This is a genomic window from Streptomyces axinellae, assembly GCF_039532135.1.
In the GTDB taxonomy this organism is placed as follows: domain Bacteria; phylum Actinomycetota; class Actinomycetes; order Streptomycetales; family Streptomycetaceae; genus Streptomyces; species Streptomyces axinellae.
The window spans coordinates 28,702-52,547 of sequence record NZ_BAAARJ010000018.1 but is presented as its reverse complement, the minus strand read 5'-3'; the positions used below and the strand labels follow the sequence as shown (position 1 = coordinate 52,547).

Genomic DNA, 23,846 nt, shown 5'->3' with positions numbered 1-23,846 from the left:
CCCCGAGCGGACCGCGGCCCACTCGTAGGCCCCGGCCCGCCCCGCACCTCCCGGCCCCGCCCCACCACTCCTTCCGGTAGGGGGCGGGGCCGGGAGCCCGTCGTCCTCGGCCGTCTTCGGCGTCAGCGGGTGACGGTCACCTCGCGAGCGGAGCGGGTCCCGTTGACGGTCACCGCAAGGGTGACCTTGCCGGGCCGGTTGCCGGTGAGCGCGCCGCTGTCCGGATCGTACGAGGCCACACAGCGCCCCCTGGGCACCGTTCCCCGCACGCAAAGCCCCGGCGAGCCCGGCCAGTCGGCGCTCATCGGCCAGCCCACCGGAATGTGCCGGGCCCCGGCCCCGGCGCCCTGCGTGACCGCCGCCGACACGTCGGCCGTGCCCCCCACCCGCAGACGCGTGGGCGCCTCCAGCGACAGCCCGTCCACGTGCGCGCGGGTCTGTACGGAGATCCAGCCGCCCTCGCGCGGCGGCCTGCCCGCATCGACGCCCAGCAGGGACCAGCCCGTGAAGCCGCCCTCGTCCGGCGGCGCCGCGGGAGCCTTGCCCGCGTTGCCGTTCACCAGGTAGGGGACGCCGTCCACGCGGGAGGCGTCGAAGACCCCGACATGGCCGCCGACCAGGAGCGCGCCCTTGCCACTGCGGGAGCGGAAGTCGGCCAGCCAGTCCTCCAGCAGGTCGGCCTCGCGCCGGTCGGTGAGCCTGCTGGCCCGCTGTGGGGTCGGATCGCGCGGCGGCACATGTTCGATGACGGCCACCGAGCCGACGCGGCTGTCCTTCGCGGCCTTGTCCAACTCCCGCCGCAGCGCGCGGAACTGCTCGTATCCGCCGCCCCGCACCGTCAGCGAGGAGGTGTCCAGGGTGATGAAGCGGGTCCCCCGGTGGTCGAAGGTGCGCTGGGCCGGGCCGAACTCGTTGACGAAGTTGCTGATGGAACCGCCCATCACCTCGTGGTTGCCCGGCACGTAGTACCAGTTGACGGCATCGCCCAGCTCCTCCGTCAGCACCTTGCGGGCGAACTTCAGATCCTCCGGCGAGCCCTCGTCCACCAGATCCCCGTTGACGACGACGAAGTCCGGCCGTGCGGCGCGGATCTCCCGCAGCGTGCGGCGCGCCTGGCGCACGATGCCGCTGTCCGGCTCGCGGGCTACGAACTGGGCGTCCGAGAGCACGGCGAACCGCCAGTCGCGGCCCGCCGTGTCCGAGGCCGTGGAGATCAGCGGATCGTGCGGGCGCGCGTCGGGCGGCAGGTCCACATCCGGCGGGGTGCGCGCCACCAGTTCGTCCAGCACCACCGAGCCCGTGTACTGGGCGGTGGGCCGGGTCTCGGCGAGGTAGATGCGGTGCAGCTTGAGGGGGTAGGCGACGCCGTCCGGCACCTCGAAGGTGATCTGCCGCCAGTCCCGCCACTCGACCACCGGACCGCGCAGCACCTGGTCGGTGCCTGTGGCGTCCTTGAGCTGGAGGGAGGGCCACGCGCCGGAGCCGTCGCCTCTGATCCACATGGTGAAGCTCTTCGGCTGTCCGGCGACGGCACGGTCGGCGGGCGGGGTGACGTAGGCGGCGCGGGTGGCCGTCGACTGGGTGAAGTCGTAACTGAGCTTGAGGCCGTCGCCGTCCTTGCCCGAGGACTCGGGGGCGATCGCGCCGCTGGCGCGGGCCGCGCTGAAGGTCCATCCGGCCGCGTCCTCGAAGTCCGCGACCTTCTGCTCCCGCAGACCCACCGTCAGCGCGAGGTGTGTGGTGCGGCCGGCGACGGTGACGGTCAGGACATCGGAGGCGGACTCCTGCCCGGTGCGGGCGCGGACGGTGAACCCGCCGGTGGCAGCGGCGTCGTCGTACGGGGTGACCGTGAAGCGCGAACGGTCGTAGTCCAGCCGCACATCGGAGGGCTCCACCGGGGCGCTGTTCCCCTGCGCGTCGTAGCCGACCAGCCCGAACGAGGCCGTCGCGCCACTGTCCTGGAGCCCGACCCGGTCCGTGGTGGGCCGTACGCGCGCCAGCTTGCCGAGCACCCTCAGCTCCGTCGCACCCCTGGCCGCACCGCTGCGTGCCGTCACCTTGGTGCTGCCGGTGCGGCGCGCGTGGAAGACGCCCCTCGCGTCGCTCCGGCCGACGCCGGGACGGGCCGAGAACCAGCCGGGGCGGGGCGCCTCGGTGGCGGGGCCGTAGGTCTCGTCGTACGCGGTGGCGGTCAGCTTTCTGGTGAGGCCGGGGAAAACGCGCTCCGGATGCCCGCCGGGAACGTTGTCGGCTGTGGGGGCCTTGTCCGGGTCGGTCGCCGTTTTCACCCAGTATCCGGACAGCCGGCCCGAGCCCTCGGGGGCGGTGAGCGCCAGCCCGTTGGCGACCTCGCGCTCCTCGCCGTCGGAGGGCGCGTTCTCCAGTCGCAGCTTTTCGGCGCCCGGCTCGCGCGCCAGAAGTGTGGAGGAGCCGCCCCCGTCGAGGTTGAGGGCGTTGTAGGCGCCCAGCTTCCTCATCATCAGCGCCAGCTCGGTCAGCGTCACCCCGCCCGAGGCCGCCTGACGGCCATCGACGGTGAGGACGTGCATGGTGCCGCCGTCCTTGGAGAAGCCGACAGCGGTACGGGGAGCGGCCGTGTTGTTCGGCCTGCCCTCCCAGTCCTGCGCCGCGCCGTCCACCACCAGCACTCCGCGTCCGCCGACTGCCGTACGGGGAACGGGAGAGCCGTCCTCGGTTCGCACGTGGTACTCCACGGACACCGGGTCGCCGGTACGCAGCGCCGCCAGCCGCTGCGCGCCCTTGCCCCGTCCGAGCAACACGGTCACTCCTTCGGGTACGGGTCCCTTGCCCGGCTTCTCGGAGACCGAGGTCACCTTCCCGTCCTCGACGGTCACCTCGATGGCGTCGGCCGCCTGATCGACCGTCAGCCCCCGGTCGGCCTCGCCCCACTGCGCGTCGTAGAGCCCGATGCCGTCCTGCGGGACGTTGGCCGCGTCACGGCCGTCCAGCCGCGCCGTGCCGCCGGGGAGGGCGAGGGTCCCCTCGAAGTACAGGTCCAGCACGCGCCCGGCCGCCCCAGGGCCGATACCGACCGCCTCCGAGGTGCCGGGCGCGGGGGAGTGGGTGGGGCGCCCGTCGCGCACGCCGGGGCCCAGGGGGGCGCCCGTCTCGTTGATGTCGAAGAAGTCGGCGTTGAAGGCCGCGACCGTGCGCCGCCCCTTGCCGGGGTCGTGGTCCCTGGCCAGTTCGCTGACCGGCTTGCGCCCTGACACCTTGCCGGAGGAGAGGTAGTCGGCCGTCGCTCCCTTGTTGCCGCTGCCCAGCCGGAGACTGAGCGCGTCGGCCCGGAGCCATTTGTCGGACTCCAGCCGTTCGAACGAGGTGAGCCGGGCGCCGGGCGCGACGGGGCGGGTGGTGCGGGACAGCTCCATGCCGTCGCCGTCGGCGACTGACCGGGGGTGCGCCCGCACGCTTCCCGGGGACGTGGCGGCGCCCGGGGAGGCCAGGGCCGCGCCGGCCGGAAGGAGACCGGCCAGGAGCGTGGAAACGGCCGCTGCCGGGAGCAGCGACCGCAGGAGGAGTCTTCGGGGTGAACGGCTCGGTGACCGTCGTGCGCGTGCGTGGACTTGTCTCACAACGTCCCCCACAAACACCAGTGTTCTCCGTGCTTTCTGCGCAGAGTGCCGCACAGCGTCCCAAGAGGGACCGGTCTACACCAGAGGTCTGTAGTGAAATCGAGGGAAACATCCGCCCGTACGGCCCCACACATCCCAGCGTTCACGGGGCGGCTCTGCACGTGCGTTCGAGAAGGCGTCACCCGTCAGGGGATGGGGGTGGCGGGGGGATCCTCAGCCGGCGGTGAGCTTGCCGCCGCTCTCCTTGACGGGAACGGAGGGGAGCGGCTTGGTGGCCGGGCCCTGGGCGACCTTGCCGGTGTCCGCGTGGAACCGGCTGCCGTGCAGCGGGCACACGGCCTCGCCGTTCTGAATCTCGCCCAGCAGGCTGCCCTGGTGGGTGCACACGCTGCTGAACGCCTTGAACTCGCCCTTCTTCGGCTGCGAGACGAGCAGCTTCTCCTTGTGGTACAGCTTGGCGCCGCCCACCGGGACGGCGCCCGCCGCGCCGAGATCGACGGGCTTGTCGGGGCTCCCCGAGCTGTCGGACGTGCCGCCCTCGCCACCGCATGCCGCGGTGGTGAGGCCGAGCGCGGCAAGAGCGGCCCCGCACAGGACGGTACGGCGCGTGGCCTGCGGATCAGTGTCTGTCACGATCCGTACTCTACGTCCTGATCCGCGCCTCCGGCCCGGCCCCGTCCCTCACCTCACTGCTTGCGCGCGGCCGTCTTCTTGGCCGCCGCAGTCTTCTTGGCGGGGGCCTTCTTGGCCGCGGTCTTCTTCGCCGCGGTGGTCTTCTTGGCCGCCGCCGCTGCCTTCTTCGCGCCCCCTGCCTTCGTGGCGGCCGTCTCCTTGGCTGCCTTTTTCCTGGCCGGGGCGGACGACTTCCGGCCGCTGCCGGCCTTCACTGGCGTGGCGTCGCTGACGCGGTCGCCCAGCACGTCGCGCAGGAACTTGCCCGTGTGGCTGGCCGGGTGGGCCGCCACCTGCTCGGGGGTGCCCTCCGCGATGACGAGGCCGCCGCCGCTGCCGCCCTCGGGGCCCAGGTCCACGACCCAGTCGGCCGTCTTGATGACGTCGAGGTTGTGCTCGATGACCATCACCGAGTTGCCCTTCTCGACCAGGCCATCCAGGACGCCGATGAGCTTGCGGATGTCCTCGAAGTGCAGCCCCGTCGTCGGCTCGTCCAGGACGTAGACCGTGCGGCCCGTCGAGCGCCGCTGCAACTCGCTGGCGAGCTTCACCCGCTGGGCCTCGCCGCCCGAGAGGGTCGGCGCCGACTGGCCCAGGCGGACGTAGCCGAGGCCGACGTCGTTGAGGGTGCGCAGGTGGCGCGCGATGCCGGGCACTGCCTCGAAGAAGTCCATGGCCTGCTCGATCGGCATGTCCAGGACCTCGGCGATGTTCTTGCCCTTGTAGTGCACCTCCAGGGTCTCCCGGTTGTAGCGCGCACCGTGGCAGACCTCGCAGGGGACGTACACGTCCGGCAGGAAGTTCATCTCGATCTTGATCGTGCCGTCACCGGCGCAGTTCTCGCACCGGCCGCCCTTGACGTTGAAGGAGAAGCGGCCCTGCTGGTAGCCGCGGACCTTCGCCTCCGTCGTCTCCGCGAACAGCTTGCGGACGTGGTCGAAGACGCCGGTGTACGTCGCCGGGTTGGAGCGCGGGGTGCGGCCGATGGGCGACTGATCGACGTGCACCACCTTGTCCACCAGGTCGTCGCCCTCGACGCGGGTGTGCCTGCCCGGCACGGACCTGGCGCCGTTCAGCTCCCGCGCCAGGTGCGTGTAGAGGATGTCGTTGACCAGCGTCGATTTGCCGGAACCCGAGACTCCGGTGACGGCCGTCAGCACGCCCAGCGGGAAGGAGGCGTCGATGTCCCGCAGGTTGTTCTCCCGGGCGCCCCGCACCGTCAGCTGCCGCGAGGGGTCCACCGGCCTGCGTACGGCCGGCGTCGGGATCTCGCGCTTGCCGGAGAGGTAGTCGCCGGTCACCGACTCCGCGTTGCTCAGCAGCTCCTTCAACGGGCCGCTGTGCACGACCTTGCCGCCGTGCTCCCCGGCCCCCGGGCCGATGTCCACGACCCAGTCGGACGCCTTGATGGTGTCCTCGTCGTGCTCGACGACGATGAGGGTGTTGCCCAGGTCGCGCAGCCGCACCAGGGTCTCGATCAGCCGGTGGTTGTCGCGCTGGTGCAGGCCGATGGACGGCTCGTCCAGGACGTAGAGCACGCCCACGAGCCCCGAGCCGATCTGGGTGGCGAGCCGGATGCGCTGGGCCTCGCCGCCGGAGAGGGTGCCCGCGGCGCGGTTGAGGGTCAGATAGTCCAGGCCGACGTCCACCAGGAAGCGCAGCCGCTCGTTGACCTCCTTCAGGACCCGCTCGGCGATCGTCTTCTCGCGGCCGGTCAGCTTCATCTCGCGCAGGAATTCGGCGCACTCGCTGATCGACATCGCGGAGACCTCCGCGATGGACTTCCCCTGCACCGTGACCGACAAGATCAGCGGCTTGAGGCGGGTGCCCTCGCACGCCGGGCAGTTCACCTCGCGCATGTAGCCCTCGAAGCGCTCCCGGCTGCTGTCGGTCTCCGCCTCCGAGTGCCGCCGCTTGACGAAGGAGAGCGCGCCCTCGAACGCCGTGGTGTAGGCGCGCTCGCGGCCGTAGCGGTTGCGGTAGCGCACCTCGACCTGCGTCTTGTGGCCGTACAGCAGCGCCTTCTTGGCGCGCGCCGGCAGGCCCGCCCACGGGATGTCGGTACGGAAGCCGAGCGCGTCGGCCAGCGCGTTGATCAGGCGGGCGAAGTAGTCCTTCGTGTGCCCGTGCGACCAGGGGTGGATGGCGCCCTCGTCCAGCGACTTGTCCTCGTCGGGGACGATCAGCTCCGGATCGACCTCCATCTGGGTGCCGATGCCGGTGCACACCTGGCAGGCGCCGAAGGGGGAGTTGAAGGAGAACGAGCGCGGCTCCAGCTCCTCGAAGGAGAGGTCGTCCTGCGGGCAGTACAGGTGCTCCGAGTACATCCGCTCGCGCTGCGGATCGTCCTGGTCCAGATCGACGAAGTCGAGGATGATCATGCCGCCGGAGAGCCCGAGCGCGGTCTCCACCGAGTCCGTCAGCCGCCGCTTGGCACTGCTCTTGACGGTGAGGCGGTCGACGACCACCTCGATCGTGTGCTTTTCCTGCTTCTTCAGCGTGGGCGGCTCGGACAGCTGGATGGTCTGCCCGTCCACCCGGGCGCGGCTGTAGCCCTTGGTCTGCAACTCGGCGAACAGGTCCACGAACTCGCCCTTGCGCTCGCGCACCAGCGGCGAGAGGACCTGGAAGCGGCTGCCCTCCTCAAGGTCGAGCACCTTGTCCACGATGGCCTGCGGCGACTGCCGGGAGATCGGGCGCCCGCAGACCGGGCAGTGCGGCTTGCCGATCCGGGCGTAGAGCAGCCGCAGATAGTCGTAGACCTCGGTGATGGTGCCGACGGTGGAGCGCGGGTTGCGCGAGGTGGACTTCTGGTCGATCGAGACGGCCGGGGAGAGGCCCTCGATGAAGTCGACATCGGGCTTGTCCATCTGCCCGAGGAACTGCCGTGCGTACGCGGAGAGCGACTCCACGTAGCGGCGCTGCCCCTCCGCGAAGATCGTGTCGAAGGCGAGCGAGGACTTCCCCGAGCCGGACAGACCGGTGAAGACGATGAGGGAGTCGCGGGGGAGATCGATCGAGACATTCCGGAGATTGTGCTCGCGAGCGCCACGGACGAGAAGACGGTCGGCCACGCCGGTTGGCACCTTTCATGTGAGAAGCGGGACCCGCGGCGGCGCGGGGATCCCCGACCAAGAGTAGGACGGCGCCGGCCGGAGTGTCGTTCGCTTCCGGGACAGGAGCCTCCACGAGCCTATAGCACGTGCTTTCGAATTGCGGCCGGTCCTGCCATCTTCCACTCGAAGGAGTGGCCGGACTAGCTTTGGATCATGACGACGCCCACGCACGACGCCGAACTCGTACGGACCGCGACCGAGGACCTGCTGAGCGCCACCGTCAAACTCGACCCGTCAGCGATCGCGGAGCCCTCCCACCTGCCCGGCTGGACCCGGGGTCACGTGCTGACCCACCTCGCGCGCAACGCCGACGCCCTCGTCAACGTCCTGGCGGGCAAGCCCATGTACGCGAGCGCCGAGGCCCGCGAAGCCGACATCGAGCACGGCGCGACCCGAAATCTGGACGACCAGGTCGATGACGTGCGCACCAGTGCGTCCCGGCTGGAGAGCGCCTTCGCCTCGCTCGGTGAGGAGGACTGGGGCCGCACCGTCACCCTGCGCAACGGCGTGACCGATCTCGCTTCCGCTCTCCCCTTCCGCCGCTGGGCCGAGGTCGAGCTGCACCACATCGACATGGGCATCGGATACCGGCTGGAAGACCTCTCGGGCACGTTCCTCGACCGGGAGCTGGCCGGCATGGCCCGCCGCTTCCTCGGCCACCCCGACATTTCCGTGGCCCTCGAACTGCGCGCCGAGGACGGCAGGACCTGGCGTACCGGCGCCCCGGAGGCCGGTGCGGAGGGCCCCTTGGTGGTGGTCGGCAGCACGGTCGCGCTCGTCGGCTGGCTCACAGGGCGCACCACCGGCAGCGGGCTCTCGGCGCGGGGGTCTTTGCCCGCGCTGCCCGCGCTCTAGGCTGCCCGCACTCTAGGGTTGCGGCATGCCTTACAGCGGAGTGGTGCGGGTCGGCGGACCCGCGGACGTGCACGAGCTGCCGGAGCTGATGATCTCCAAGGCGGCCGTCGGCCCCATGAACAACAACGCGTATCTGCTGCGCTGCCGGGCCACCGGCGAGCAGCTGCTGATCGATGCCGCGAACGAGCCGGAGACCCTGCTGCGGCTGATCGGCGAGGACGGCATCGCCTCCGTCGTCACCACCCACCGGCACGGCGACCACTGGCAGGCGCTCGCCGAAGTGGTCGCCGCCACCGGCGCCCGCACCTTCGCCGGCCGGTACGACGCCGAGGGCATCCCCGTGCCGACCGACGTACCGGTCGAGGACGGGCAGACGCTGCGGGTGGGCGAGGCGGAACTGACAGCCCGTCATCTGGTCGGGCACACCCCCGGCTCCATCGCCCTGGTCTACGACGACCCCCAGGGGCACCCGCACCTGTTCACCGGGGACTGCCTCTTCCCCGGCGGCGTGGGCAACACCCACGGTGACCCGGAGGCGTTCGCCCGCCTCATCGACGACGTCGAGCACAAGCTGTTCGCACAACTGCCCGACGAGACCTGGGTGTACCCCGGGCACGGCGACGACACCACCCTCGGCGCCGAGCGCCCCCACCTGGCGGAGTGGCGGGAGCGCGGCTGGTAGGCGACGGCGGACGGGCTGCGGGCGGGCGGCGGACCGCCGCCCGCCCGCGGTGACCACGGCACCGCGCGCCGGCCGCCACCGATGCCGGCCGGCGCCGATGGCTGTCACTCCGTGGCTGTCACCCCGCGCCAGTAGGGTGTGCGTCATGGCAGACCCCACCAGCTACCGTCCCAAACCGGGAGAGATCCCCGACTCGCCCGGGGTCTACCGCTTCCGTGACGAGCACCGCAGAGTCATCTACGTCGGCAAGGCCAAGAGCCTGCGCCAGCGGCTGAACAACTACTTCCAGGACCTCGCCGGGCTGCACCCTCGCACCCGCACGATGGTGACGACGGCCGCCTCCGTGGAGTGGACGGTCGTCACCACCGAGGTCGAGGCGCTCCAGCTCGAATACACCTGGATCCAGGAGTACGACCCCCGCTTCAACGTCAAATACCGCGACGACAAGAGCTATCCGTCGCTCGCCGTGACGATGAACGAGGAATTCCCCCGCGTCCAGGTGATGCGCGGCCCCAAGAAGAAGGGCGTGCGCTACTTCGGCCCCTACGGCCAGGCGTGGGCCATCCGCGAGACGGTGGACCTGATGCTGCGGGTCTTCCCCGTGCGCACCTGCTCCGCCGGGGTCTTCAAGCGCTCGGCCCAGATCGGCCGCCCCTGTCTGCTGGGCTACATCGGCAAGTGCTCGGCGCCGTGCGTGGGCCGCATCAGCCCCGAGGACCACCGTCAACTGGCCGAGGAATTCTGCGACTTCATGGCCGGGCACACCGGCACCCAGCTGCGCCGCCTGGAGCGCGAGATGCAACAGGCCGCCGAGGAGATGGAATACGAGAAGGCGGCCAGGGTCCGGGACGACATCGACGCGCTGCGCCGCGCGATGGAGAAGAACGCGGTGGTGCTCACCGACGCGACCGACGCCGACCTGATCGCCGTGGCCGAGGACGAGCTGGAGGCCGCCGTCCAGATCTTCCACGTACGCGGCGGGCGGGTACGCGGCCAGCGCGGCTGGGTCACCGACAAGGTGGAGGAGATCGCCACCCCCGAGCTGGTCGAGCACGCGCTCCAGCAGCTCTACGGCGAGGAGCGCGGGGACGCCGAGGGCAGCAGCGGCAGCGGCGGTGTGCCCAAGGAGGTGCTGGTCCCCGCGCTGCCGGATCCGGTCGAGCCGATAGCGCAATGGCTGGCCGGGCGCCGGGGCTCCCATGTGAGCCTGCGCATCCCGCAGCGCGGCGACAAGCGCGCGCTGATGGACACGGTGCGGCGCAACGCCGAGCAGGCGCTCGTGCTGCACAAGACCAAGCGCGCCTCGGACCTGACCACCCGCTCCCGCGCCCTGGAGGAGATCGCCGAGGCGCTGGACCTGGACTCGGCGCCGCTGCGTATCGAGTGCTTCGACATCTCCCACCTCCAGGGCGACGACGTGGTGGCCTCCATGGTCGTCTTCGAGGACGGCCTGGCCCGCAAGAGCGAGTACCGCCGCTTCCAGATCAAGTCCTTCGCGGGCCAGGACGACGTCCGCGCCATGCACGAGGTCATCAGCCGCCGCTTCCGCCGCTATCTGCTGGAGAAGCAGAAGACCGGCGAGTGGCCTGAGGAGGAGCTGGGCGGCGAACTGGAGACGGGCCCCGCCCCCGCCGCCCCGGCCCCCGCACACCCCGCCCCCGCGGGTGCGGGCGCCGACGGTCAGTCCGGTCAACCCGCCGCGGGGGCGGCGCGGGATGAGGACGGGCGCCCGCGGAAGTTCGCCTACCCCCCGCAGCTCGTGGTGGTGGACGGCGGACAGCCGCAGGTCGCGGCGGCTCGCGCGGCGCTGGACGAGCTGGGTATCGACGACGTCGCCATCTGCGGCCTGGCCAAGCGCCTGGAGGAGGTCTGGATCCCCGGCGAGAGCGATCCCGTCGTCCTGCCGCGCACCAGCGAGGGCCTGTACCTGCTGCAACGGGTTCGTGACGAGGCGCACAGGTTCGCCATCCGGTATCAGCGCGGCAAGCGCGGCAAGCGGCTGCGCAGCAGTCCGCTGGATGCCGTGCAGGGCCTGGGGGAGACCCGTAAGAAGGCCCTGCTCAAGCACTTCGGCTCCGTCAAGAAGCTGCGCGCCGCCACGGTGGAGGAAATCTCCCAGTGCCCCGGGATCGGCCGGAAGACGGCCGAGACGGTCGCCGCGGTGCTGGCCGGATCCGCGCCCTCGGCGCCCGCGGTGAATACCGCGACCGGTGAGATTGTTGAAGAAGAGTGACCAAGCACCAATAAGATCGACAAAGCGGACAAAGGCCCGTGTGAAGGGGCCGAACAGAAACCGGCGGGGGATGACAGCATGAGCGCGGAACGCGAGCAGCGCGGAGACGGAGCAGTGGTGAGTACGCTCAACCCGGCCGAGTCGGCCGACCGGGCCGATACGGACGCCGCGGCAGGCGCCACGATCCCGGAGCTGGTGATCATCTCCGGGATGTCCGGTGCCGGCCGCAGCACCGCGGCCAAATGCCTGGAGGACCTCGGCTGGTTCGTGGTCGACAACCTCCCGCCCGAGCTGATCCCGACCATGGTCGATCTGGGCGCCAGGTCCCAGGGGAATGTCGCCCGGATCGCGGTCGTGGTGGACGTACGCGGCCGTAACTTCTTCGACAATCTCCGGGGCTCGCTGGCCGACCTCGCGACCTACAACGTCGCCCGGCGCATCGTCTTCCTCGAAGCCTCCGACGACGCCCTCGTGCGCCGCTTCGAATCGGTGCGCCGCCCCCATCCCCTCCAGGGAGAGGGGCGCATCGTCGACGGCATCGCCGCCGAGCGCGACCTGCTGCGCGAGCTGCGCGGCGACGCCGACCTGGTGATCGACACCTCGGGGCTCAACGTCCACGAACTGCGCGCCAAGCTGGACGCCCAGTTCGCCGGCGACGAGGAGCCCGAACTGCGCGCCACGGTCATGTCGTTCGGCTACAAATACGGCCTGCCCGTGGACGCCGACCTCGTCGTGGACTGCCGCTTTCTGCCCAACCCGCACTGGGTCCCCGAGCTGCGCCCCTTCACCGGCATCAGCGAGGAGGTCTCCAACTACGTCTTCAATCAGCCCGGAGCCAAGGAGTTCCTGGACCGCTACACCGAGTTGCTCCAGCTCATCGCGGCCGGCTACCGCAGGGAGGGCAAGCGGTACGTCACCGTGGCCGTGGGGTGCACGGGCGGTAAGCACCGCAGTGTCGCCGTGTCCGAGAAGCTGGCCCGCAGGCTGTCGGACGAGGGCGTGGAGACGGTCGTGGTGCACCGGGACATGGGGCGTGAGTGACGCACATGCCCCGTAGGACGCTCCGGCACCTGGTCGGCCCGCGCGGGTCCCTGCGCGGTTCGACGGGAAAGCAGGGAAGACAGGGGAAAACCCCCAAGGTGGTGGCCCTGGGCGGCGGTATGGGCCTGTCGGCCTCGCTGACCGCGCTGCGCCGCATCACCGGAGACCTCACCGCCGTGGTCACCGTCGCCGACGACGGCGGCTCCAGCGGCCGGCTCCGCGACGAGCTGGGCGTACTGCCCCCCGGCGACCTGCGCAAGGCGCTCGCCGCGCTGTGCGGGGACGACGACTGGGGCCGCACGTGGGCCGAAGTCATCCAGCACCGCTTCGAAAGCAAGGGCGAACTGCACGAACACGCGGTCGGCAACCTGCTGATCGTCGCCCTGTGGGAACAGCTCGGCGACCACGTACAGGCCCTCGACCTGGTCGGCAAGCTGCTCGGCGCGCACGGCAGGGTGCTGCCGATGTCCGCCGTCCCGCTGGAGTTGCGCGCCCGCGTGCGCGGGCACGACCCCGCGCGCCCCGACGAACTCTCCACCGTCCGTGGCCAGGCCACCGTCGCGCTGACCCGGGGCGAGGTGCAGGAAGTGCACTTGGTGCCGCGCGACCCGCCCGCCGTGCCCGAGGCGGTACAGGCCGTGCTGGACGCCGACTGGGTGGTACTGGGGCCCGGCTCCTGGTTCTCCTCCGTCATCCCGCACCTGCTCGTGCCCGAACTGCTGGGCGCCCTCACCGAGACCAAGGCCCGCAAGGTCCTCTCGCTCAACCTCGCACCGCAGCCCGGAGAAACGGATGGTTTTTCCCCGCAGCGTCATTTGGAGGTTTTGGCCCGACACGCACCTAAACTCGCCTTCGACGTGGTGCTGGCCGACCAGGACGCCGTGCCGGACCAGGACTCCCTCAGCGAGGCCGCCGAACAACTCGGCGGAAAGGTCGAGCTGGCCCCGGTAGCGGCGCCCGACCGTGCTCCCAAGCACGATCCGGAACTGCTGGCCGCCGCGTACGACCGTATTTTTCGGATGCATGGAAGGATCGGCCCATGGCGATGACGCCTGCGGTGAAGGACGAGATCTCCCGGCTTCCCGTCACCCGGACCTGCTGCCGGAAGTCAGAGGTCTCGTCGATCCTGCGCTTCGCCGGGGGTCTGCACCTGGTGAGCGGGCGGATCGTGATCGAGGCGGAGCTGGACACGGGCATCGCGGCCCGGCGGCTGCGCAAGGACATCCTGGAGATCTTCGGGCACGCCTCCGACCTGGTGGTGATGGCGCCCAGCGGGCTGCGCCGCAACAGCCGGTACGTCGTCAGGGTGGTGGCGGGCGGCGATCAGCTCGCCCGGCAGACCGGCCTGGTGGACGGGCGGGGCCGCCCCATCCGGGGCCTGCCCCCGCAGGTGGTCTCGGGGGCCACCTGCGACGCGGAGGCCGCCTGGCGCGGGGCGTTCCTGGCGCACGGCTCGCTGACCGAGCCGGGCCGCAGCTCCTCCCTGGAGGTCACCTGCCCCGGACCCGAGGCGGCGCTGGCGCTGGTCGGCGCGGCCCGCAGACTCCAGATTCCGGCCAAGGCCCGCGAGGTGCGCGGCGTGGACCGTGTTGTCGTCCGGGACGGTGACGCGATCGGCGCGCTCCTGACGCGCCTGGGCGCACACGACTCGGTGCTGGCATGGGAGGAGCGGCGCATGCGCCGCGAGGTGCGTGCCACCGCCAACCGGCTCGCCAACTTCGACGACGCCAACCTCCGCCGCTCCGCCCGCGCCGCCGTCGCCGCGGGCGCCCGGGTGCAGCGGGCGCTGGAGATCCTCGGCGACGAGGTGCCCGAGCACCTGGCCGCCGCGGGCCGGCTGCGGATGGAGCACAAGCAGGCGTCGCTGGAGGAGCTGGGTGCGCTCGCCGATCCGCCGCTGACCAAGGACGCGGTCGCGGGCCGGATCCGGCGCCTGCTGGCCATGGCGGACAAGCGGGCACAGGACCTCGGGATCGCCGGAACAGAGTCGAATCTGAGCGAGGAAATGGTCGGCTGAGGCCCTGCCCGACCGGCCCGGCCGATGTGAGGCCCGCCCCGATGGAGAGGTAGGGTCGGAGACGGTCGGGGACATCCCAATACAGCACTCGCCGGTGTCCTCACCGGCGTACCTAGCGAGGAGATCGGTTTCGTGACGATCCGCGTAGGCATCAACGGCTTCGGCCGCATCGGCCGTAACTACTTCCGCGCGCTGCTGGACCAGGGTGCGGATATCGAGATCGTCGGTGTCAACGACCTGACCGACAACGCGACCCTGGTGCACCTGCTCAAGTACGACAGCATCCTGGGCCGCCTCAAGCAGGAGGTCAGCCACACCGACGACACCATCACCGTCGGCAAGCAGACCTTCAAGACCATGGCGGAGAAGGACCCGGCGCAGCTCCCGTGGGGCGAGCTGGGCGCCGACATCGTCATCGAGTCCACCGGCATCTTCACCAAGCGCGACGACGCGGCCAAGCACCTCGCCGCCGGCGCGAAGAAGGTCCTCATCTCGGCCCCGGCCAAGAACGAGGACATCACCATCGTGATGGGCGTCAACGAGGACAAGTACGACTCCGCCGCTCACGACGTCATCTCCAACGCCTCGTGTACCACCAACTGTGTGGCGCCGATGGCCAAGGTCATGGACGAGAACTTCGGCATCGAGCGCGGCATGATGACGACCGTGCACGCCTACACCAACGACCAGCGCATCCTGGACTTCCCGCACAAGGACCTGCGCCGGGCGCGTGCCGCCGCCGAGAACATCATCCCGACCACCACGGGCGCCGCCAAGGCCACCGCGCTGGTCCTCCCGCAGCTCAAGGGCCGCCTGGACGGCATCGCCATGCGGGTGCCGGTCCCCACCGGCTCCGTCACCGACCTGGTGATCGAGCTGAAGCGCGAGACCACCCGCGACGAGGTCAACGCCGCCTTCAAGAAGGCCGCCGAGGGCCAGCTCAAGGGCATCATCGACTACACCGAGGACCAGATCGTCTCCTCGGACATCGTCAACCAGCCGCCGTCCTGCACCTTCGACTCGGCGCTGACGATGGTCGACGGCAACCAGGTCAAGATCATTGGTTGGTACGACAACGAGTGGGGTTACTCCAACCGTCTCGTAGACCTCACGACCTACGTCGGCGCCCGCCTCTGACTCCGGGCAGCACGAGGTGAACGACAGGGCTCGTGCGCTGTGCACGAGCCCTGTCCCCATGCTGCACCCCCCGGGGGACGCCCCCGGGTCCCCAAGCAGGAGCCATCCATGAAGACGATCGACGAACTGGTCGGCGAAGGCGTCTCCGGCAAGCGGGTATTCGTCCGCGCCGACCTCAACGTCCCGCTCGACGGCCAGCACATCACCGACGACGGCCGCATCCGCGCCGTCGTCCCCACGATCAGCAAGCTCGCCGCAGCCGGCGCGCGGGTGGTCGTGGCCTCACACCTGGGCCGCCCCAAGGGCGCCCCGGACCCGCAGTTCTCGCTCGCGCCCGTCGCGCGGCGGCTCGGTGAACTGCTCGGCGACACCGCCCAGGGCGGCGTCGCCTTCGCGACGGACACGGTGGGGGACAGCGCGAAGGCCACCGTCGGCGCCATGGCCGACGGCGGGGTCACGCTGCTGGAGAACCTCCGCTTCAACCCGGGCGAGACCAGCAAGGACGACGCCGAACGCGGCGCCCTCGCCGACGAGCTGGCGGGCCTGGCCGACGTCTACGTCGGCGACGGCTTCGGTGCCGTGCACCGCAAGCACGCCTCCGTCTACGACCTGCCCGCCCGGCTCCCGCACGTCGCCGGGTATCTGATCGCCACCGAGGTCGGGGTCCTCAAGAAGCTCACCGAGGACGTCGAGCGGCCCTACGCCGTGGTGCTCGGCGGCGCCAAGGTCTCCGACAAGCTCGGCGTCATCGACCACCTGATGCAAAAGGCCGACCGCATCCTGATCGGCGGTGGCATGGCCTACACCTTCCTCAAGGCGAAGGGCTACGGCACCGGGGACTCGCTCCTCCAGGACGACCAGGTTCCCACCGTCAAGGGGTACCTGGACCGCGCCAAGGAACTGGGTGTGGAGTTCGTGCTGCCGGTGGACGTCGTCGCGGCGACCGAGTTTCCCGACCTGAAGACCAAGGCGCCCTCCGACCCGAGGGTGGTCTCCGCCGAGGAGATTCCCGCCGGTCTGATGGGCCTGGACATCGGCCCCGAGAGCCGTAAGCTCTACGCGGCGAAGCTTGCCGACGCGGCGACGGTCTTCTGGAACGGGCCGATGGGCGTCTTCGAGCACCCGGACTACGCCGAGGGCACCAGGGCGGTCGCGCAGGCCCTGACCGACTCCGCCGCCTTCACGGTCGTCGGTGGCGGCGACAGCGCGGCGGCCGTACGCCAACTGGGCTTCGACGAGAACGCGTTCGGACACATTTCGACCGGCGGTGGCGCCAGCCTCGAATACCTTGAGGGCAAGACGCTCCCCGGCCTCGCCGCACTGGAGGACTAGATCACCGTGACAGATTCCCCCCGGGGCCGCACTCCGCTGATGGCCGGCAACTGGAAGATGAACCTCAACCACCTTGAGGCCATCGCGCACGTCCAGAAGCTCGCCTTCGCGCTGACGGAGAAGGACTACGCGGCCGTGGAGGTCGCGGTCCTGCCGCCCTACACCGACCTGCGCTCGGTGCAGACGTTGATCGACGGCGACAAGCTGAAGATCAAGTACGGCGCACAGGACGTCTCGGCGCACGACTCCGGTGCCTACACCGGCGAGATCTCCGCGCCGATGCTGGCCAAGCTGAGCTGCACCTACGTCACCATCGGCCACTCCGAGCGCCGTCAATACCACGGCGAGGACGAGCCCCTGGTCAACGCCAAGGTGAAGGCCGCCTTCAAGCACGGCCTGACCCCCATCCTCTGCGTCGGCGAGGAACTGGAGGTCCGCGAGGCGGGCAACCACGTCGGCCACACGCTCGCCCAGCTCGACGGCGCCCTCAAGGACGTCAAGGCCGATTCCGCCGCCGAACTCGTCGTCGCCTACGAGCCCGTGTGGGCCATCGGCACCGGCAAGGTCTGCGGCGAGGAGGACGCGCAGGAGGTCTGCGGCGCGATCCGGGGCCGGCTCGCGGAGCTGTACGACGAGGAGACGGCGCAGCAGGTGCGCATCCAGTACGGCGGCTCGGTCAAGGCGGGCAACGTCGCCAAGATCATGGCGCAGCCCGACATCGATGGCGCGCTGGTCGGCGGCGCCTCGCTGGACGCGGAGGAGTTCGTCAAGATCGTCCGCTTCCGTGATCAGTGAAGAGCACAGCCGTGATCAGTAAATGCGCGCAGCCGTGATCAGTGGCGTGTGACGGCGGGCGGCAGCTCGTCGTAGTCTTACGGGGCCGGGCCGGCGGCCCGGCCCCGTAAGTGTTCTCAGCTGTAGTGATACATGCAGTGATACATCCGTAAGTGTCCAGCCACGATCCGAGAGAGTTGGTCCAGCCGTGGTCTTGGGGTTCCAAATCGCCCTAATCGTCTTCAGCGCCCTGCTGTTGCTGCTGGTGCTGATGCACAAGGGGAAGGGCGGCGGCCTCTCCGACATGTTCGGTGGCGGTATGCAGTCCTCTGTCGGTGGTTCCTCGGTGGCAGAGCGTAACCTCGACCGGATCACCGTCGTGGTCGCCGTGGCGTGGTTCGCCGTCATCGTCGTGCTCGGCCTGCTGATGAAGTTCGACTTCTGACGCTGCACGAGAGCTGACACGGGCTCGTACCCCCTGCCTATCATGAGGGCTCACGTCCGGTACCGACGCAGTAACTCCGGTCACTGGACGCGCGTTGGGCCCTACGTACACTAGGGCGCCCGCAGCGGAGCTGCTCTTCGATGCTCCGCGGCACCGTGAGGCAGGGAGTTACGACCGTGGCAAGTGGCAACGCGATCCGGGGAAGCCGGGTCGGAGCGGGGCCGATGGGGGAGGCCGAGCGAGGCGAGTCAGCGCCCCGCCTCCGGATCTCCTTCTGGTGCTCCAACGGGCACGAGACCCAGCCGAGCTTCGCCAGTGACGCGCAGATCCCGGAGCACTGGGACTGTCCGCGATGCGGCTTCCCAGCCGGCAAGGACCGGGACAACCCCCCGGACCCGCCGCGTACGGAGCCGTACAAGACGCATCTCGCCTATGTCAGGGAGCGGCGCAGTGACGCGGACGGCGAGGCCATTCTCGCCGAGGCGCTCGCCAAGCTGCGGGGTGAAATCTGATATCGCCGGCCCTGTTCCGGACCGGACCCGGGCTCGTACGCATCCAGGGCGCGCACGCCGGCCGGCCGCATCTCCTTCGCGGTGCACAGGCGGCGAGTACCCAGACAGCACCGAACGATGGACGGCTCGGTCGCACACCGCAGGGGCGGTGCGTGGCCGAGCCGTCCATCGTCTAGGTTGGAGGTGGTGGGGATCGTTACGAGAGGAATGGGCTGATTTCGCTGATGAACGCTGAAGGCCGCACCCGGCTCGACCAGATGCCCGAGTGGCACGCGCTCGCCAAGCACCGCGAGGAGTTCGGCCAGACGCACCTGCGGCGCCTGTTCGCGGACGACCCCGGCCGCGCCGAACGCTATTCCGTGCGAGTCGGCGACCTCTACCTCGACTACTCCAAGCACCTCGTCACCGACGAGACCCTGCGTCTGCTCCAGCAGTTGGCCGAGTCCGCCGGTGTGTTCCGGCTGCGGGACGCGATGTTCGAGGGCGAGAAGATCAACATCACGGAGGACCGCGCGGTGCTGCACACCGCGCTGCGCACCCCCGAGTCCGCCACCGTGCGGGTGGACGGGGAGAACGTGATGCCCAAGGTGCACCAGGTGCTCATCAAGATGAGTACGTTCGCCACCAAGGTCCGCGAGGGCCACTGGCGCGGGCACACCGGCAAGCGCATCAAGAACGTCGTCAACATCGGCATCGGCGGCTCCGACCTCGGCCCCGCGATGGCCTACGAGGCCCTGCGGCCGTACACCGCACGGGAGATGGACTTCCGCTTCGTCTCCAACGTCGATGGTGCCGATCTGCACGAGGCCGTCCGCGACCTCGACCCGGCGGAGACCCTCTTCATCGTCGCCTCCAAGACCTTCACGACGATCGAGACCATCACCAACGCGAAGGCCGCCCGCGCCTGGCTGCTGGAGGGGCTGGGCGGCGAGGAGTCGGCTGTCGCGGCGCACTTCGTCGCCGTCTCGACCAACGCCGAGAAGGTCGCCGAGTTCGGCATCAACACGGACAACATGTTCGAGTTCTGGGACTGGGTCGGCGGGCGCTACTCGTACGACTCGGCCATCGGGCTCTCGCTCATGGTGGCGATCGGCCCGCAGTGCTTCGGCGACATGCTCGCGGGCTTCCACCTCGTGGACGAGCACTTCCGCACGGCATCCCCGGAGGCCAACGCCCCGCTGCTGCTCGGGCTGCTGGGCGTCTGGTACGGCAACTTCCACGACGCGCAGTCGCACGCCGTACTGCCCTACAGCCACTACTTGTCCCGGTTCACCGCCTACCTCCAGCAGCTCGACATGGAGTCGAACGGGAAGTCGACCGAGCGTGAAGGCCGACCCGTCAACTGGCAGACCGGGCCCGTCGTCTGGGGCACGCCCGGCACCAACGGGCAGCACGCGTACTACCAGTTGCTGCACCAGGGCACCAAGATGATCCCCGCCGACCTGATCGGCTTCGTCGAACCCGTCGCCGAACTGGGCGCCCTGCGTGACCAGCACGACCTGCTGATGGCCAACCTCTTCGCCCAGGGGCAGGCCCTCGCCTTCGGCAAGTCGGAGGAAGAGGTGCGCGCCGAAGGTGTGTCCGAGGCGCAGGTCCCGCACCGCACCTTCCCCGGCAACCGCCCGACCACGACGATCCTCGCCACCGAGCTGTCCCCCTCGGTGCTGGGCCAGCTCATCGCCCTCTACGAGCACAAGGTCTTCGTCCAAGGCGCCATCTGGAACATCGACTCCTTCGACCAGTGGGGCGTCGAACTGGGCAAGGCCCTCGCCAAGCGGCTGGAGCCGGCGCTGACGGAGGGCGCGGAGGTGGCGGGGCTGGACCGCTCCACCGCGACCTTGGTGGAGCGGTACCGGGAGCTGCGGGGGCGCTGAGTCCTGAGCGGCTGTGAGCCTGCGGGGCTCGCGGCCTGTACACCTCCGAGGGGGCGAGGCCATGCCTCGCCCCCTCGGAAGTGTTGTAGCCCCGCCCCTCCCGCGTGTGGTCAGAGGCCGCGCTTGGCGGCGGCGGGTTCGTCCAGGAGCCAGAGGGTGCGCTCGCGGCCCCGGGCCGCAGCCGCGGGGGCCTGGGGCGGGCCGGAGTCCGCGAGTGCGGCGGCGACCGCGTCGGCCTTGTCCTCGCCCGCCGCGAGCAGCCAGACCTCGCGTGCCGCGCGGATCGCGGGGAGCGTGAGGGAGATGCGGGTGGGCGGCGGCTTGGGCGCGCCGTGCACGGCGACCGCCGTCCGTTCCGTCTCGCGCAGCGCAGGGTGCCCGGGGAAGAGCGAGGCCACATGGGTGTCGGGGCCCACGCCCAGCAGGAGGACGTCGAAGGCGGGGACCTTCGCGGGGTCCTCCGGCCGGGCCGCGGCGGCCAGTTCGGCCGCGTACGCCTCGGCCGCCGCTTCGACGTCACCGCTGTACGGGCCGTCCGAGGGCGGCATGACGTGGATCCGCGCGGGGTCGAGCGGGACGCTGTCGAGCAGGGTCTCGCGCGCCTGGGTGTGGTTGCGGTCCGGGTCGCCCTCGGGCAGGAAGCGCTCGTCTCCCCACCACAGGTCGAGCCGGGCCCAGTCGATGGCGCCCCGGGCGCCGGAGGCGGCGAGGGCCGCCAGCAGCGCGTTGCCGTTGCGCCCTCCGGTGAGGACGACGGAGGCCGTGCCCCGCGCTGCCTGCGCGTCCGCGACACGGGTGAGCAGGCGCGCGGCGACGGCCTCGGCCAGCTCTTCCTTGTCGCGGTGGACGAAGACCTCGGGCTCGGCCGTCACTTGCCGCCCGCCTTCTTGGCGGACCCTGACGAGCCTGCGGAGCCCGAAGACGCCGCGGACGACGACGCGGCCTTCTTCGCCGCCGGCTTGGCCGCCGCCTGCTTGCTCTTGCCCGTCCCCCTCGCCTTGCCCGTCTTGTCGCCGTCGCCGTCGCCGTCCGCGCCGCCCCCGGCGCCGCCTGCCGGGTCGGGAGCGGGTGCCGCAGCCGCCGGGGCGGGGTGGGCCGGGTCGGGGGCGGCGAGCTTGTTGAGGCCGAAGCGCACCGCTTCCGCGTACGCCTCGTCCGGGTCGAGCCGCCGCAGCTCTTCGGCGATCAGCTCGGCCGTGGTGCGCCGCTGGAGGGCGACGTGCCGGTCGGGCTGGCCGGGGACGGCCAGTTCGGCCAGGGCGCCGTCGGCGCGGTCCAGGCAGACCTGCCCGTCGGCGGTCTCCAGGCGGACGGCGGTGATGCCGGGCCCCTCGGAGATGCGCCGTTCGACGGGGATCCGCAGCCGCTCGGCCAGCCACAGGGCGAGCAGTTCGCTGGAGGGGTTGTACTCCTCGCCCTCGATCACCGCGGAGTGCAGCGTGGAGTGCTTCTGGTCCAGCGAGGCGGCCAGCATGCTGCGCCACGGGGTGATGCGGGTCCAGGACAGGTCCGTGTCACCGGGCGCGTAGGTGGTGGCGCGCAGGCCGAGCGCGCCGACCGGGTCCTCGGTGGCCGCCGCGTCGGTGATGCGGCGCTGGGCGAGCTTGCCCAGCGCGTCCTCGGCCGGGTTCTCCGGGGCGTTCTCCGGCCACCACACGACCACCGGGGCGTCCGGCAGCAGCAGCGGCAGGACGACGCTGTGGGAGTGGGAGGCGAGTTCGCCGTGCAGGCGCAGGATGACGGTCTCGCCGGAGCCTGCCTCGCGCGCGTCGGTGCCGACGCGCACCTCGGCGTCGAGCCGGTGCTGCGCCCGGTCGCGCGGGGAGCGCCCCGGGCGGCGTACGACGACCAGGATGCGGGAGGGGTGCTCCCGGGAGGCGCCGCTGGCGGCCTTGAGCGCGTCGTAGTGGTTGCCCTCGTCGGTGACGATGACGAGGGTGAGCACCATGCCGGTGGCGGGCGAGCCGAGGGATCGGCGCGCCTTGACCAGCTCGGCGTTGATGCGGCTGGACGTGGTGTCCGTCAGATCGATGTTCATGGCCGCCGCCAGCTCCGTCCGTCGCGTGCGAGCATCTCGTCGGCTGCCTGGGGACCCCAGGTCCCGGCGGGGTACTGCTCGGGCTTGCCGTGCTTGTCCCAGAACTCCTCGACGGGGTCGAGGATCTCCCAGGACCGCTCGACCTCCTGGTGGCGCGGGAAGAGGTTGGCGTCGCCGAGCAGGACGTCGAGGATGAGGCGTTCGTACGCCTCGGGGCTGGACTCGGTGAAGGACTCGCCGTAGGCGAAGTCCATCGTCACGTCGCGGATCTCCATCTGGGTGCCGGGCACCTTGGAGCCGAAGCGGATCGTGACGCCCTCGTCCGGCTGGACGCGGATGACCAGCGCGTTCTGGCCCAGCTCCTGGGTGTCGGTGGCGTCGAACGGGGAGTGCGGCGCCCGCTGGAACATGACGGCGATCTCGGTGACACGGCGGCCCAGGCGCTTGCCGGTGCGCAGGTAGAAGGGGACGCCCGCCCAGCGGCGGTTGTCGATCTCCAGCTTGATGGCCGCGTAGGTGTCGGTCTTCGACTTGGGGTCGATGCCGTCCTCGTCCAGGTAGCCGGGCACCTTCTCGCCGCCCTGCCAGCCCGCCGCGTACTGCCCGCGCACCGTGTGCTTGCCCAGATCCTTGGGCAGCCGCACGGAGTTGAGGACCTTCAGCTTCTCGGTGAGCAGCGCCTTGGCGTCGAAGGAGGTGGGCTCCTCCATGGCGGTGAGGGCGAGGAGCTGGAGGAGGTGGTTCTGGATGACGTCACGGGCCGAGCCGATGCCGTCGTAGTAGCCGGCCCGGCCGCCGATGCCGATGTCCTCGGCCATGGTGATCTGCACGTGATCGACGTAGCCGCGGTTCCACAGGGGCTCGAACATCGTGTTGGCGAAGCGGACGGCCAGGATGTTCTGGACCGTCTCCTTGCCGAGGTAGTGGTCGATGCGGAAGACCTCGGCGGGCTTGAACACCTCGTGGACGACGGAGTTCAGGTCCTGCGCGGACTTCAGGTCGTGTCCGAACGGCTTCTCGATGACGGCGCGGCGCCAGGAGTCGGGTCCGGCGTCGGAGAGCCCGTGCTTCTTGAGCTGGGAGACGACGGTGGGGAAGAACTTGGGCGGTACCGAGAGGTAGAAGGCGAAGTTACCGCCGGTACCGCGGGACTTGTCCAGCTCGTCGATGGTGGACTTGAGGGTCTCGAACGCCTGGTCGTCGTGGAACTCGCCGGGCACGAAGCGCATGCCCTCGGCGAGCTGCTGCCAGACCTCCTCGCGGAAGGTGGTGCGCGCGTGCGCCTTGACGGCGTCGTGTACGACCTGCGCGAAGTCCTCGTCCTCCCAGTCCCGCCGGGCGAAGCCCACGAGGGAGAACCCCGGTGGGAGCAGGCCCCGGTTGGCCAGGTCGTAGACGGCAGGCATCAGCTTTTTGCGTGACAAATCACCCGTAACGCCAAAGATGACCAGGCCCGACGGCCCCGCGATACGCGGGAGCCGCCGGTCCTGAGCGTCACGCAGCGGGTTGCCCATGCTGCTGA

At 70.6% G+C, this 23,846-nt stretch carries 18 protein-coding genes; 12 read left to right on the top strand and 6 right to left on the bottom strand.

The features are described from left to right. Positions 1–122: 122 nt before the first annotated feature. The 3 genes from ABD339_RS24750 to uvrA all read right to left on the bottom strand — a co-directional run bounded on the left by ABD339_RS24750 (position 123) and on the right by uvrA (position 7,342). Complete coding sequence (locus ABD339_RS24750; protein WP_344569020.1) at positions 123–3,392, bottom strand: phosphodiester glycosidase family protein; 3,270 nt, start codon at positions 3,390–3,392, stop codon at positions 123–125. Positions 3,393–3,809: 417 nt separating this feature from the next. Further along, positions 3,810–4,229, bottom strand: a complete 420-nt coding sequence (locus tag ABD339_RS24745; RefSeq protein ID WP_344568751.1) for a Rieske (2Fe-2S) protein — start codon at positions 4,227–4,229, stop codon at positions 3,810–3,812. A gap of 53 nt (positions 4,230–4,282) precedes the next feature. Beyond that, positions 4,283–7,342, bottom strand: a complete 3,060-nt coding sequence (gene uvrA, locus ABD339_RS24740; RefSeq protein ID WP_344568749.1) for an excinuclease ABC subunit UvrA — start codon at positions 7,340–7,342, stop codon at positions 4,283–4,285. A gap of 195 nt (positions 7,343–7,537) precedes the next feature. Between uvrA and ABD339_RS24735 the strand changes: the two genes are divergently transcribed. From ABD339_RS24735 to pgi, 12 genes are all read left to right on the top strand, one after another. After that, the gene (locus ABD339_RS24735; protein WP_344568747.1) at positions 7,538–8,239 is read left to right on the top strand and encodes a maleylpyruvate isomerase family mycothiol-dependent enzyme; all 702 of its coding nucleotides are present in this window, start codon (positions 7,538–7,540) and stop codon (positions 8,237–8,239) included. Positions 8,240–8,264: 25 nt separating this feature from the next. After that, the gene (locus tag ABD339_RS24730; RefSeq protein WP_344568745.1) at positions 8,265–8,921 is read left to right on the top strand and encodes an MBL fold metallo-hydrolase; all 657 of its coding nucleotides are present in this window, start codon (positions 8,265–8,267) and stop codon (positions 8,919–8,921) included. Positions 8,922–9,066: 145 nt separating this feature from the next. Further along, positions 9,067–11,154, top strand: coding sequence for an excinuclease ABC subunit UvrC (uvrC, locus tag ABD339_RS24725; protein ID WP_344568744.1), 2,088 nt, complete (start codon positions 9,067–9,069; stop codon positions 11,152–11,154). A gap of 78 nt (positions 11,155–11,232) precedes the next feature. Continuing rightward, positions 11,233–12,195: an RNase adapter RapZ gene (gene rapZ, locus ABD339_RS24720; RefSeq protein WP_344568742.1), complete on the top strand. Its 963-nt coding sequence runs from the start codon at positions 11,233–11,235 to the stop codon at positions 12,193–12,195. 5 nt (positions 12,196–12,200) lie between these two features. Beyond that, a complete protein-coding gene (locus ABD339_RS24715) occupies positions 12,201–13,244 on the top strand; it encodes a gluconeogenesis factor YvcK family protein (protein WP_344568741.1) in 1,044 nt (347 codons plus the stop codon). After that, a complete protein-coding gene (whiA, locus tag ABD339_RS24710) occupies positions 13,235–14,212 on the top strand; it encodes a DNA-binding protein WhiA (RefSeq protein WP_344568740.1) in 978 nt (325 codons plus the stop codon). The genes ABD339_RS24715 and whiA overlap by 10 nt, the downstream gene beginning before the upstream one ends. Positions 14,213–14,344: 132 nt before the next feature. Then, a complete protein-coding gene (gene gap / locus ABD339_RS24705; RefSeq protein ID WP_344568738.1) occupies positions 14,345–15,349 on the top strand; it encodes a type I glyceraldehyde-3-phosphate dehydrogenase in 1,005 nt (334 codons plus the stop codon). Positions 15,350–15,457: 108 nt separating this feature from the next. Next, positions 15,458–16,681: a phosphoglycerate kinase gene (locus ABD339_RS24700; protein ID WP_344568736.1), complete on the top strand. Its 1,224-nt coding sequence runs from the start codon at positions 15,458–15,460 to the stop codon at positions 16,679–16,681. Positions 16,682–16,720: 39 nt separating this feature from the next. Beyond that, complete coding sequence (gene tpiA, locus ABD339_RS24695; RefSeq protein WP_344569018.1) at positions 16,721–17,476, top strand: triose-phosphate isomerase; 756 nt, start codon at positions 16,721–16,723, stop codon at positions 17,474–17,476. A gap of 187 nt (positions 17,477–17,663) precedes the next feature. Continuing rightward, positions 17,664–17,900: a preprotein translocase subunit SecG gene (gene secG / locus ABD339_RS24690; protein ID WP_344568734.1), complete on the top strand. Its 237-nt coding sequence runs from the start codon at positions 17,664–17,666 to the stop codon at positions 17,898–17,900. Between the two features lie 176 nt (positions 17,901–18,076). Further along, complete coding sequence (locus ABD339_RS24685) at positions 18,077–18,412, top strand: RNA polymerase-binding protein RbpA (RefSeq protein WP_344568733.1); 336 nt, start codon at positions 18,077–18,079, stop codon at positions 18,410–18,412. 224 nt (positions 18,413–18,636) lie between these two features. After that, a complete protein-coding gene (gene pgi / locus ABD339_RS24680) occupies positions 18,637–20,286 on the top strand; it encodes a glucose-6-phosphate isomerase (protein ID WP_344568731.1) in 1,650 nt (549 codons plus the stop codon). Between the two features lie 110 nt (positions 20,287–20,396). Here pgi and pgl read toward each other — a convergent pair whose 3' ends face one another. The 3 genes from pgl to zwf are packed head-to-tail and all read right to left on the bottom strand — an operon-like array spanning position 20,397 to position 23,838. After that, positions 20,397–21,158, bottom strand: coding sequence for a 6-phosphogluconolactonase (pgl, locus tag ABD339_RS24675; protein WP_344568729.1), 762 nt, complete (start codon positions 21,156–21,158; stop codon positions 20,397–20,399). Then, positions 21,155–22,324 carry a glucose-6-phosphate dehydrogenase assembly protein OpcA gene (gene opcA / locus ABD339_RS24670; RefSeq protein ID WP_344568727.1) on the bottom strand — a complete coding sequence of 390 codons (1,170 nt, stop codon included), beginning with the start codon at positions 22,322–22,324 and terminating at the stop codon, positions 21,155–21,157. The genes pgl and opcA overlap by 4 nt, the downstream gene beginning before the upstream one ends. Further along, positions 22,321–23,838, bottom strand: coding sequence for a glucose-6-phosphate dehydrogenase (zwf, locus tag ABD339_RS24665; protein WP_344569016.1), 1,518 nt, complete (start codon positions 23,836–23,838; stop codon positions 22,321–22,323). Before zwf ends, opcA begins: the two co-directional genes overlap by 4 nt. Between the last annotated feature and the right edge of the window lie 8 nt (positions 23,839–23,846).